General features: G+C 46.5%; 12 protein-coding genes. 1 reads left to right on the forward strand and 11 read right to left on the reverse strand.

What is annotated here, in order from left to right; all coding sequences use genetic code 11:
- Positions 1-48: 48 nt before the first annotated feature.
- From EAI83_RS02055 to uraA, 3 genes are all read right to left on the reverse strand, one after another.
- Positions 49-537, reverse strand: a complete 489-nt coding sequence (locus EAI83_RS02055; RefSeq protein WP_022426695.1) for a regulatory protein RecX — start codon at positions 535-537, stop codon at positions 49-51.
- 3 nt (positions 538-540) lie between these two features.
- Positions 541-1,593, reverse strand: coding sequence for a recombinase RecA (gene recA, locus EAI83_RS02060; protein ID WP_015526986.1), 1,053 nt, complete (start codon positions 1,591-1,593; stop codon positions 541-543).
- Positions 1,594-1,857: 264 nt separating this feature from the next.
- Positions 1,858-3,108 carry a uracil permease gene (gene uraA, locus EAI83_RS02065; protein WP_022426696.1) on the reverse strand — a complete coding sequence of 417 codons (1,251 nt, stop codon included), beginning with the start codon at positions 3,106-3,108 and terminating at the stop codon, positions 1,858-1,860.
- A 188-nt stretch (positions 3,109-3,296) separates the two neighbouring features.
- Between uraA and pepT the strand changes: the two genes are divergently transcribed.
- Positions 3,297-4,523 (forward strand): peptidase T, encoded by a 1,227-nt coding sequence (pepT, locus tag EAI83_RS02070; RefSeq protein ID WP_129974543.1) that lies wholly within the window; start codon positions 3,297-3,299, stop codon positions 4,521-4,523.
- Between the two features lie 182 nt (positions 4,524-4,705).
- On the opposite strand, the gene EAI83_RS02075 is transcribed toward pepT, so the two are convergent.
- From EAI83_RS02075 to EAI83_RS02110, 8 genes are all read right to left on the reverse strand, one after another.
- Positions 4,706-6,331: a putative polysaccharide biosynthesis protein gene (locus EAI83_RS02075; RefSeq protein WP_021650806.1), complete on the reverse strand. Its 1,626-nt coding sequence runs from the start codon at positions 6,329-6,331 to the stop codon at positions 4,706-4,708.
- Between the two features lie 15 nt (positions 6,332-6,346).
- Positions 6,347-7,021, reverse strand: a complete 675-nt coding sequence (ung, locus tag EAI83_RS02080; protein WP_021650805.1) for a uracil-DNA glycosylase — start codon at positions 7,019-7,021, stop codon at positions 6,347-6,349.
- Positions 7,022-7,042: 21 nt separating this feature from the next.
- Positions 7,043-7,801 (reverse strand): imidazole glycerol phosphate synthase subunit HisF, encoded by a 759-nt coding sequence (gene hisF / locus EAI83_RS02085; protein WP_059085355.1) that lies wholly within the window; start codon positions 7,799-7,801, stop codon positions 7,043-7,045.
- Between the two features lie 2 nt (positions 7,802-7,803).
- Positions 7,804-8,433: an imidazole glycerol phosphate synthase subunit HisH gene (gene hisH, locus EAI83_RS02090; protein ID WP_021650803.1), complete on the reverse strand. Its 630-nt coding sequence runs from the start codon at positions 8,431-8,433 to the stop codon at positions 7,804-7,806.
- Between the two features lie 146 nt (positions 8,434-8,579).
- Entirely contained in the window at positions 8,580-10,097 is a 1,518-nt protein-coding gene (locus tag EAI83_RS02095) for a sensor histidine kinase (protein ID WP_021650802.1), read from the reverse strand.
- Positions 10,094-10,774: a response regulator transcription factor gene (locus EAI83_RS02100; protein WP_015526981.1), complete on the reverse strand. Its 681-nt coding sequence runs from the start codon at positions 10,772-10,774 to the stop codon at positions 10,094-10,096. The genes EAI83_RS02095 and EAI83_RS02100 overlap by 4 nt, the downstream gene beginning before the upstream one ends.
- Positions 10,775-10,998: 224 nt before the next feature.
- Positions 10,999-11,865 (reverse strand): phosphatidylserine decarboxylase, encoded by an 867-nt coding sequence (locus EAI83_RS02105; RefSeq protein WP_015526980.1) that lies wholly within the window; start codon positions 11,863-11,865, stop codon positions 10,999-11,001.
- A complete protein-coding gene (locus EAI83_RS02110) occupies positions 11,862-12,545 on the reverse strand; it encodes a CDP-alcohol phosphatidyltransferase family protein (protein ID WP_015526979.1) in 684 nt (227 codons plus the stop codon). The genes EAI83_RS02105 and EAI83_RS02110 overlap by 4 nt, the downstream gene beginning before the upstream one ends.
- Between the last annotated feature and the right edge of the window lie 57 nt (positions 12,546-12,602).

A 12,602-nucleotide genomic window follows, 5' to 3' on the forward strand; every position in this document is an offset into this window, starting at 1 on the left:
AGCAGATTTTGGTTAGCATATATAAACTGGCTCTTTTTCTCCGCAGAGTCATTCCATATCACGGTTCACCCGGATGTTCATTTCTTCCAGGGTATGGGAAATATCCTCATACCGGAACGCTCGTCTGGCCAGATATCCATACAGCCTTCGCATCTGTCCTTCATCAAGCTCTGTGTCCGGCGCATATTTCTTCTCGATCGTCCTGCGTAATACCTCCCGCTCGTCCGGTTCCATAAGCTCTTCCATCTCATTCCAGGCATCCAGGGCAGTCTGACGGTCCACACCCTTTAACTGAAGTTCCGAGAGGATCTTCTGACGGCTCCTGGTTTCCATGCGGAAGGAGATATAGGTTCTGGCATAACGGGCATCGTTGATATACCCATAGGACTTCACATAAGCAATGGCATCTTCTACTGCCTCCGGTGAAAATTCAGCCTGACGGAGTTTATCCGTCAGGCCTTTCTCTGTGCGGTCCATATGTTCCAGAAGCCGCATGGCTTTCTTTCTTGCACGGTTTCGTTCTTCCAGATCCAGCATGGATTACTCTTCCTTCTCTGTATCTTCTGCCTGTACTGCTGCTTCTGCTGTCTCATCTGCCGGATCCAGATGATAATGTACACGAACCTTCTTCTCGATCTCATCGCGGATCTCCGGATGCTCTCTCAGGAATAATTTGGCATTCTCACGTCCCTGTCCGATCTTATCCCCCTCATATGCATACCAGGCTCCGCTCTTGTTTACGATGGAGCATTCTGCAGCCAGATCCAGGATATCTCCCTCTCTGGAAATACCGGTTCCGAACATGATATCAAATTCTGCCTGCTTAAATGGCGGAGCCACCTTGTTCTTAACTACTTTCACACGGGTGTGGTTTCCGACCATCTCACCACCCTGCTTCAATGTTTCCACACGGCGTACATCCATACGGACAGATGCATAGAATTTCAGCGCACGTCCACCGGTTGTAGTTTCCGGATTGCCAAACATCACTCCAACCTTTTCACGAAGCTGGTTGATAAAGATCACCACGCAGTTGGACTTGCTGATAACAGCTGTCAGTTTACGGAGTGCCTGTGACATCAGACGGGCCTGCAGACCTACATGGCTGTCTCCCATATCTCCTTCGATCTCAGCCTTGGGGACCAGGGCTGCAACAGAGTCCACGATCACGATATCCACAGCACCGGAACGTACCATAGTCTCTGTGATCTCCAGCGCCTGCTCTCCGTTATCCGGCTGTGAAATATAAAGGTTGTCGATATCAACACCTATACTCTTGGCATAAACAGGATCAAGAGCATGCTCCGCATCGATAAATCCTGCGATTCCGCCTCTCTTCTGCACTTCAGCGACCATATGTAAGGCTACCGTTGTCTTACCACTGGACTCCGGTCCGTAGATCTCCACGATACGTCCCTTGGGAACACCACCTACGCCAAGGGCGATATCCAGGCTTAAGCATCCTGTGGGAACTGCCTCCACCTGCATATGGGAACTGGAATCTCCAAGCTTCATGACAGAGCCTTTACCGAACTGTTTCTCAATATTTCCAAGAGCCGCTTCCAGCGCCTTCTGCTTCTCTTCACTGATCATTATGTAATCTCCTATTCTTTATTCTCTTTCTAATCAGGTTTCCTTTAATCCGAACCTTTGTTCGTGTTTTCTGTATTACATAGTATTATAAAACGGAATGATTGTCAATAAGATACTTGAAAATCCCTCTGTTTTTTTGTTGACAGGATCTCTGAAAATCCGACAAAAAGCTTCCCATACATGATTTCTTTTTCCTCTCTGAATGCAAAAAAGCAGATAAAAAGATTTCCCTCTTCATCTGCTTTTTATGCAATATATTTCCTGTCACTGATCGTTGGTCAGCTTCAGTTTGTCCAGAATATAGAATACAAGGCTTAATGCCATGGCAACCACACATGCCAGCACCATACCGGTAAGCTCAACATTTCCAAGCTTCAGGGCAATTCCGGAAAGACCTACAACAAAGACAACGCTTGTCAGCGTCAGATTTCTGGACTTGCTGTAATCCACGTGATTGTCAACCAGCATACGAAGGCCGGAGGTTCCGATCATTCCGTAAAGAAGGAAGGAAATCCCACCGATCACCGGACCGGGAATGGTACTGATCAGGGCTGCCAGTTTGCCAAGGAAGGAACAGCAGATAGAAAGCACTGCCGCACCACCGATCACCTGTACACTGTAAACCTTTGTCACTGCCATGACACCGATGTTCTCACCGTAAGTAGTTGTCGGCACAGAACCAAGGCATCCGGAAACTGTGGTAGAGAAGAAATCTGCAAACAGGGATCTGTGGAGACCCGGATCTTTCAGAAGATTTCTTCCAACGATCTTTCCAGTTACGATCTGATGGCCGATATGCTCGGAGGTTACCAGAAGCAATGCCGGAAAGATCGTCATAATGGCCTCAAAATTAAATTTCGGAGATGTAAAGTTGGGAAGAGCCAAAAATGCCGCTTCCCTTACCTGTGTAAAATCCAGAAGCCCGCATGCACCTGCTGCCACATATCCCACAATGATCGCGATCAGGATCGGAATCACAGAAAGGAAGCCCCGGAACAGGATCTGCCCGAATACCGCAACTCCAAGTGTGACCAGAAATACGATCACATTCTTCGGATCTACCTTCTCGTCCAGAAGTCCTGCCGTACTTGCTGCATTTCCCGCAAGTTCCAGACCGATCAGTGCCACTACCGGTCCCATTGCCGCTGTAGGAAGCACGATATCGATCCAGTCTGTTCCGCACTGGCGGACGATCAATGCCACGCACATACCAGCAATACCCAGAACAACGAAACCACCAAGAGCATACTCATATCCATACTTGCTGATCACCAGAAGAGCCGGTGAAAGGAAGGCAAAACTGGAGCCCAAATAAGCCGGTGCCTTTCCTTTTGTGATGAAAATAAAAAGGAGTGTTCCCACACCATTCATCAGAAGCACAATAGCCGGACTGATACCAAAAAGGAATGGCACCAGTACGGATGCTCCGAACATGGCGAACATATGCTGGATACTTAACGGTATCAGCATCTTTGCAGGTACTTTTTCTTCGACCTGTATGATTCTTTTTTCCACTCTCAAATCCTCCTGTTTTTTATTATCTCACAGATTATAGCACAGGTTTTCACATCGTGGGATATTTTTTCTGAAAATATACGGATACTGTGTGGTATACTGTTATTATCTCCGGAAAAACAGGCGGATTCCATAAATACAGCTGCTGTCTGTTCCGGAAGGAATTTTTCAGAAAGGAATATTCTTCTATGAAAGCATACCAACGACTTCTATCCTATGTAAAAATATCCACCCCCAGCAATGAAGAAAGCTCTTCTTCCCCCTCTTCCCAGTGCCAGTTTAACCTGGCCCGGCTTCTTGTGGAGGAACTGAAAGGCCTTGGGATCTCTGATGTGTCTCTGGATGAACACTGTTACGTTTATGCACATCTTCCTGCTACAGAAGGTCTGGAGCACTGCAAAGCACTGGGCTTTATCGCTCATATGGATACAGTTTCCGATTTCTGCGACCATGCAGTCACACCGGTGGTCACAAAGGAGTACGATGGAAAAGATCTCCCTCTCGGCACAAGCGGCAGAACTCTTTCCCCGGAAATGTTCCCCCATCTTGCTTCACTTGCCGGGCGTACCCTGATCACCTCAGACGGAACCACGATCCTGGGCGCAGACGACAAGGCCGGCATTGCAGAGATCCTCACTGCGCTGGAGCATATCCTTACGGAAAAAATACCTCACGGACCTCTCTGCGTTGCTTTTACTCCGGATGAAGAGATCGGCATGGGACCGGCCCACTTTGATGTAAAAAAATTCGGTGCGGATTATGCATATACCCTGGACGGTGATACGGAAGGCGAGATCCAGTACGAAAACTTTAACGCCTGCAGTGCAAAAATAACCTTCCAGGGTGTTAATGTACATCCCGGTTCTTCCAAAAATACTATGATCAACGCAGCCCTCGTTGCCATGGAATTTAACTCCATGCTTCCGGCAGCGGACACTCCCAGGAATACAGATGATTACGAAGGATTTTTCCATCTGTGTTCCATGAAAGGAGATGTTTCCCAGGCTGAGCTTCAGTATATTGTCCGGGATCACGATGCCGCTTCTTTTGAGATCCGTCAGAAAACGCTCACACATATCACGGAGATCCTCAATGAAAAATGGGGGGAAGGTACCGTAACTCTTACCATCGCCCAGCAGTACCGCAATATGAAAGAGATCATCGATACCTGCCCATGGCTGATATCTCTGGCTGAGGAAGCCTGCCACAGCTGCGGTGTCACACCGCTGATCCTGCCTATCCGCGGCGGCACAGACGGTGCACAGTTAAGCTTTATGGGACTGCCCTGCCCGAATCTCGGAACCGGCGGACATGCCTATCACGGGCCTTATGAGCATATTACAGCAGAAGGAATGGATGCCGCTGTGAACGTTACTCTGGAGATCATAAGACTGTTTTCACAGAAAAAAGTCTAAAAGGAATCCCTTCTTCAAAAGCCTGCATTTCCAGAGACCTGATACAATAAAAAATACTCACAGATCCTCCGGCTGGAAATCTGCCGGAACAAATCTGTGAGTATTTTTTCATGTGCTAGCTGTGTTCACTTTGAGTTCTGCACCGAATAACTGTATTGCCGTTTACTGATCGGACTTACAGATCAGATGATCTTCATCATTCTCGCCAGCTTCTTCATATATCTTCCACCAGGCATCATACCCAGCTCTTCTTCACCGGGCTTGCTTACAAACAGATATACAATAAAGTATACAACTGCTGCCAGGATCACGGAAATACCTAGGCAGATCACATTGGAATGGATCAGTGCATACAGACCGTAATACACCACTCCCGCAACAACCCCCATCGGGATAGATGCAAGGAACGGGCTTAAATAAGCACTTCTCCATGGATTCTTATAGCCCATATATTTCTTGATGGAACGGTCGTTGAGAAGACACATCACAACTGCATAAACGATCTGGGCGATGACAATGGTATAAACGCCAAGATTGGTAAATACCAGAAGCAGGGCCATGGCTATCACATCTGCCACCAGTGCAATGGCTGCATGGATCATCGGGAGCTTCGGCTTGCCGATTCCCTGAAGTACACCGTTGGTGATATTGGAGTTGCCATTCAGGATAATGGTGATTCCTCCCAGGATCAGAAGCTGTCCGCCTACGCCATTGGTTCCCGGGAAGATCAGTCTCGTGATCGGTCCGGAAAGAACTGCAAGACCTACTGCCGCCGGAATGGAGATCAGCATACTGATCCATGTGGCACGGTCTGTCTTCATATTTGCCCCTTCAATATCGTGCATTGCATAATGCGCGGAAACCTCAGGGATCATAGATGTCGGTGCTGTACTTGCCAGGGTAAGCGGGATATTGATCAGCGTCATATAATATCCGTACTCGGAATACAAGGTCTGGATCACGTCCTTGGCAGCACCCTTGATATCCATGATACCGGAATACATATAACTGTTGATATATCCGTTTACATTATAAATAAAAGCACTGAGAATGATTGGCATGATGATGAGCACGATATTACTCATTACATGACCCATACTCTCATTTACAGAATGGCGGTCATTGACGATCCTTTTCCGGATGATCTTACGGTTTACCCCATAAACGATCAGCATAAAGATCAGCGCGGAAGCCACACCTGCTCCGGTACCCATGGTAGCACCTGCCGCACCCCAGCGATGGACCAGATCCATATCTCCTGTTGCGGAAAAATGCTGGATAAATACATGTGACATCAGAAGCGCAAAGGTTGCCACAAAGATCTGCTCAATGATCTGCGAGATCGATGTAGGCATCATATTGCGGTATGCCTGGAAATATCCACGGAATACACCGCAGAGACCGGACATGAAAATTGTGGGCGCAAGCATCTGCAGTGCCAGACGGGCGTTAGCCATACTGTCCGGAACCAGGATCCCTGCACCAAATACACAGATCAGCGCCACGATACCGCCGGCAACTGCCGCATAGATCAGTGCACCGTAAAATACCTTCTGTGCATCCTTATATCTGTGAAAAGCGATCTTCTCCGCCATGATCTTGGATACAGCCTGAGGAATACTGAAGGACGCGATCATCAGCAGGATAAAATATACATTCTGTGCAAACTGGAAAAGTGCAAAGCTCTGACTTCCCAGTGTAGTTGAAAGTGGACTCTTGTACAGCATTCCGATGATCTTGGAGATCAGCGCCGCAACCATAAGAAAAGATGCGTTTTTCACAAGTGTGTTATCATTTTTTTTACCCATTTTACTTTCCTTAACTTAAATATTCTCAATCTGCCAGTCAACAGGTTCTACCCCATTGGCTTTCAAAAATTCATTAGCCTTGCTGAAATGCTTGCATCCGAAAAATCCCCGGTAGGCAGAAAGGGGGCTTGGATGTGGTGCTTCCAGGATCAGATGCTTCGGATTATGAAGCATGGATGCCTTCATCTGAGCAGGCCGCCCCCAGAGAAGAAACACGATCGGGCGATCCTCCTGGTCCAGGATCCGGATGGCCGCATCGGTAAACTGTTCCCAGCCGATCCCTCTGTGGGAATTGGCCTGATGTGCACGTACAGTCAGCACTGTGTTCAAAAGAAGCACGCCCTGCTTTGCCCATTTTTCCAGATTACCGTTGTTTGGGATATAACATCCCATATCATCCTCAAGTTCCTTATAAATATTCACCAGAGATGGCGGTGTTTCCACACCTTTTTTTACGGAAAAGCAAAGCCCATGAGCCTGTCCGTCATTGTGATAAGGGTCCTGTCCCAGGATCACAACCTTTACCTGATGCAGAGGCGTAAAATGAAACGCATTGAACATATCTTCCGGCGGCGGAAAAATCTTTCTTGTTCTGTATTCTGTCATCACGGTTTTATAAAGTTTGGCATAGTAGGGCTGATGAAACTCACCTTTCAGTGCCTCCTGCCAGTCTCCTGCTATAGGAGCCATATCTATCACCTCTCATCCAACTTATCTTCTCACGGAAATTCCTTTTTCCGCAAGGTAATCCTTCACTTCCCGGATCTCCAGCTCTTTGTAGTGGAACAGAGATGCTGCCAGTGCCGCATCTGCTCCGCCTTCTGTCAGTGCATCATAAAAATGCTCCAGGGTTCCGGCACCACCGGAGGCGATCACCGGGATGGAAACCGCATCTGCAACGGCTCTTGTAAGTTCAATATCATACCCGGCCTTGGTTCCGTCACAGTCCATGCTGGTAAGAAGGATCTCACCTGCGCCAAGTTCTTCCACCTTCTTTGCCCATTCAAGAGCATCAATACCGGTATCCAGTCTTCCGCCATGTTTGTAGATATTCCAGCCGCCATCCTGTCTTCTCTTGGCATCAATGGCAACTACTACACACTGGCTTCCGAATTTCTGTGCGGCCTCATGGATCAACTCCGGACGGTCGATAGCTGCGGAATTTACAGAAATCTTATCTGCACCTTCACGGAGAAGCTTCCGGAAATCATCTACGGTACGGATTCCTCCGCCTACGGTAAACGGGATAAATACGTTGGCTGCAACAGCTCTTACCATATCCACCACGGTATCACGCTCCTCGCAGGAGGCAGTGATATCAAGAAAAACAAGCTCGTCCGCACCGGCTGCATCGTAAGCTTTGGCAATTTCCACCGGATCTCCGGCATCCTTAAGATCAACAAAATTCACGCCTTTTACTACACGTCCTTTATTTACATCCAGACATGGAATGATTCTTTTTGTAAACATGATTATGCCTCCTTTCCGGTGCCTGACTCAAGTGCCGCAAAATTCTCAAGGATCTTCAAGCCCCACCGGCTGCTTTTTTCCGGATGGAACTGACACGCAAATACATTTCCCTTCTCCACAGACGCATGGATGCATGTGCTGTACTGAGTGGTCGCTTTCACGATCTCTTCCTCCTCTGCCTGAAGATAATAGGAATGTACAAAGTAAACGTATGTGTTTTCCGGAATACCCTTAAATAATCTTCCGCTGTTCTGAATATGCAGGGAATTCCAGCCCATATGCGGAATCTTCAGTCCCGGACTTGGCGGGATGCGCAGGATTTTCCCCTTCAGGATTCCAAGACCTTCCACTCCCGGTGTCTCATCACTGCTCTCAAAAAGCAGCTGCAGTCCCAGGCATATCCCAAGAAATGGCGTTCCCTTTTCCACGATCTCATGTATTACCGGAACAAGTCCGTATTTTTTGAGATTTTCCATAGCATCACCAAAGCTTCCAACCCCTGGAAGGATTACTTTATCTGCTTTCAGAAGCACCTGGGGATCTCTTGAGACGACAGTCTCCTGTCCCAGATACTGAAGTGCTTTTTCCACACTTTTGATGTTTCCTGCATCGTAGTCAATGATTCCTATCATAATAATGCTTCCTCCTGCTCTTTTGTATCTCGATATTCCTCTCTCACCTTCGATTTACATTGCTTTAGTATAACGCAAAAACAGGCGGTTGCAAAGACTTTTCTCTGCTGCCGCCCATTTTTTCACATTATCACGGTAAAGTTTTATTATTTCCGGTCCAGTGTAAACCAGAATTCCACGCCATTATCAAAGTTCTGCACGCCATATTCCTGGTTCATGCTTTCCATGATGGCCTTTACAATGGATAAACCGATACCGCTTCCGCCGTATTCCCTGGTTCTCGCTTTATCAACTTTATAAAATTTATTCCAGAGATTCGGTACATCTGCCTCAGGGATCGGAGTCCCTGTGTTAAACACACTGATCTTCACACGGTTACCCTCATCCTGCAGCTTGATCTCGATTTCTTTCTCTCCCTCCAGATGGTTCAGGGCATTGCTTACATAGTTTGTCACAACCTCTTCGATCTTAAACTCATCGGCCCATACATAAACCGGCTTCTCCGCCTCAAAGATCACTTTTGCATTCTTCTGCCCGATCATGATATTCATGGTCTGAAGCACACCGCGGATCAGGGATACGATATCAAACCGCTCCATTACAACTGCATCTTTGCCGGATTCCAGCTGATTCAGTGTGAGAAGATTTTTTACCAGTTTATTCATCTTGGAGGCTTCATCCATAATGACATCGCAATAGAACTCTCTGCTCTCAGGATCATCAGAAATATTTTCTTTTAAGCCTTCTGCATAGCCCTGGATCAGGGCAATGGGAGTTTTCAGTTCATGGGACACGTTATCCAGAAATTCCTTTCGCATCTTGTCGATCTTGATCTTGTCCTCAATGTCACGCTGCAGTTCATTATTTGCAGATTTCAGTTCACTGATGGTAGTCTCCAGCTGTGAGGACATCCGATTGAAATTATCTCCCAGAACATCGATCTCATTGCCGACCTTGCTCTCGTACTTTGCCTCAAAATCCAGATCTGACATTTTTCTGGAAAGTTCCGTAAGCTCACTGATGGGACGGGTGATCCTCCTGGTCACGACCATAATGACCAGACCACTTAAGATTATGATCATCAGACCTACCGCAAAGTAAAACTTATTGGAAATATCAGCGCTCTCCCGGATGCTCTCAAGGGGTGTCCTTATGATAAAATAATGTTCCTCATCCAGCTGTCCCCAGCATTCCACATAATCCATTCCCGCAAAACGGTCATGCGACTGCTGGATGGTATAATTGTCACCCTGCTTCAAGGTCCGGCTCTTATCTCCGTCCTCATCCAGATCATAGACATATCCGAACAGCTTGCTCTGAAGCATTTTTTCATTTTCGCCCCAGGAAAGCCAGCTGGTATTGCTGCTGTCAATGATAACCCAGGAAAGATTGTTTCTGGAGCAGGCTCTCTGGATCTCATCGGGAATACTCTCCATACCTTTCGAACTGTTGCTGTTCATCATCTTGTCAATATCTGTATTTTCCAAAGTTGTTCGGAGATTCAGAAGTACATCGATCTTTTTTGTCACATAATATTTTTCAAGAAAGGCTCCGTTGATCACGGTAATAGTCAGAATGGATAAAAACAGCAGACCGATAAAGTATGCTGTGATCTGATGGCGGAGACTGTGGATCTTTTTTATTTTTTCCTTCGTTTTTTTCATTCTCCTACCTCAAACTTATAGCCCATCCCCCAGACTGTCTTGATATACTCGCCCTTATCGCCCATTTTACTTCTCAGTTTTTTGACATGAGTATCAATGGTTCTGGCATCTCCGAAATAATCATAATTCCACACAGAATTCAGGATCTTTTCTCTGGAAAGAGCGATTCCCTCATTCTCCAGGAAATAAGTCAGAAGCTCAAATTCCTTGAAGCTCAGATCCATCGGTTTATCATCTACCGTTGCCTGATGCGCTGCCTTGTCAATGACAATCCCACCTGCTGAAAGTATCTCATCTGGGTTGCTCTGTCCCGTTCTTCGAAGAATGGCTTCTACACGTGCTACAAGGATCTTGGGGCTGAAGGGTTTGGAGATATATTCGTCCACCCCGAGTTCAAATCCCAGAAGCTCATCACGCTCATCTCCTCTTGCTGTCAGCATAATGATGGGAACCTTGGAATTTTTGCGGATCTCACGACATACTTCCCAGCCATCCATCTTCGGCATCATCACATCCAGGATCAGAAGCGCAATGTCCTTTTCTTTATAAAAAATATCCATGGCCTCCTCACCGTCACCGGCTTCCAGTACCTGGAAATTCTTTTTGGTGAGAAAATCCTTTACCAGTTTTCTCATTCTGCTCTCGTCATCTACTACAAGAATTTTTAATGCATCCATTCTATCTTCCTCCGTTTCTCAGTCGCTGTTCCGGACAGCTGCTGACAGCCCGAAATGCTCTGTATCATCCCTCTTTACAAAAAGCTGAGCTTTTACTTCCGTTTCATTCTAAAGCGGATATTTCCATTCCGCTTTGCTACTGCTCATAATATATCACAGGTTTGTGTTGTGTGTGTGAACGTAATTTCATTTTTTTAATTTTATCCGCAAAAAAGGAGAACCCTCTAAAAGGATTCTCCGATCTTTTCTCCCATGAATACTCTTGTTTCAATTCCTTCACGGGAATTGTTTAAAATATCTTCATCTGGCTTTACCGCATTTTTTTCGGTGATCAGCACAATGGTGGAGCCTCCGAAAGCAAAATTTCCTTTTTCGTCTCCCCGTTTCACAAATGCTTTCCCTGGCCGGTTTTCGATCCTTCCGACAAGAAGAGCACCTACCTCCATCATCAGCACGGTACGGAAATTCTCTGTTTTCAAAAGAGAATACTCTCTGCTGTTTTCCTTGTAGATCGGATAGGCATCGTTGGCCACGGGGTTGACTGTATGCAGGATCCCCGGGATCCGGATGCGTCCGGACTCCGCCGCATTGTCCGGATAAATATATCTGTGATAATCCTGAACACAGAGACGAAGCACCCACACATAGCCACCCTGATATCTTTTTCCAAGAGAAGGATTCCTGAGAAGCTCATCTATGGTATATTCGGTCTGTTTGATATGAAGACGGGCTTTTTCATCTACCGGATACACACTCACCCTGCAGTCACAGGGACTGATAAAATGTCCCGGTTCCATATCAATATGGCGGGCACCCTCCCGGATCTTCCGCTTGAAAAAATCATTGTAAGAGATGTATTTACGCTTTTCATAATCACTCATATCCAGATGATTGAACCGTATAAAGGGTTTCACCGCTGCTGCCGAAAGCCTGGAATCCAGAAGCTTTCCCATGGCAATGGAAACAACAGGAGTGACCAGTGGACGTATCAGCATGCGTCCGGCTACAGAACCGTAGATTTTTTCCAGAAGGTTGTTCTGAAAGGAATCCTCCTCTGTAATATGCCCCATTCTGTCCGCTGTCCGGATCATAGATTACCACCTCTCTCCATGGAAAGCTTATAGAGATAATTGAACTTCCACCATCCTTCGTTGTAGAAAAGTACAAGAAGGACTGCCACAGAAACTACCGCAACAATGATCACCAGCTCCCTGTTGGTGGGCTTACGGAATTTAAAATCCAGGATAAACAGAAGTCCTACCGTCAGCATTGCAATATGAAGGAGCACCACAAACCATTTATACTCCGGAAAAAGCAAGGATACCACAAACAGAAGCGGCAGGACCACAGACATGGATGTGATGGGAAGTCCCTGATAATATTTTCGGTTTTCGGAGGTTTCATTCTGACGTTTTTCCTCCATAACATTGAAGTATGCCAGACGGATCAGGCCTGCCAGACCGTAAAATAAAAGAATAGCTATTCCGTAAATATGACACATTCCAAGCTTAAATCCCAGCACAATGGGAAGGATCCCGAAACAGACGATATCTGCAAGGGAATCGATCTGGATCCCGAAGCATTTCTCTTCCTCCGTTCTGTTCTTCTTAGTTCTTGCGATCTTTCCGTCAAACATATCGCACAGTCCGGAAAATGCAAGACAGCACACCGCTGCTGAAATATGGTCCGTCACAGCGCAGAAGATTCCGATCATGGAAGAAACTACGCTTATGTAAGTCATTATTACCGTGTAATCATAAAATCCTATCATTTGCACACCTCTTTTTTCTTTTTCATGTCAGGCTATATTCACAGTCCCACAGGAGAC

It is taken from the genome of Blautia sp. aa_0143 (assembly GCF_004167315.1).
Taxonomy (GTDB): Bacteria; Bacillota; Clostridia; order Lachnospirales; family Lachnospiraceae; genus Blautia_A; species Blautia_A fusiformis.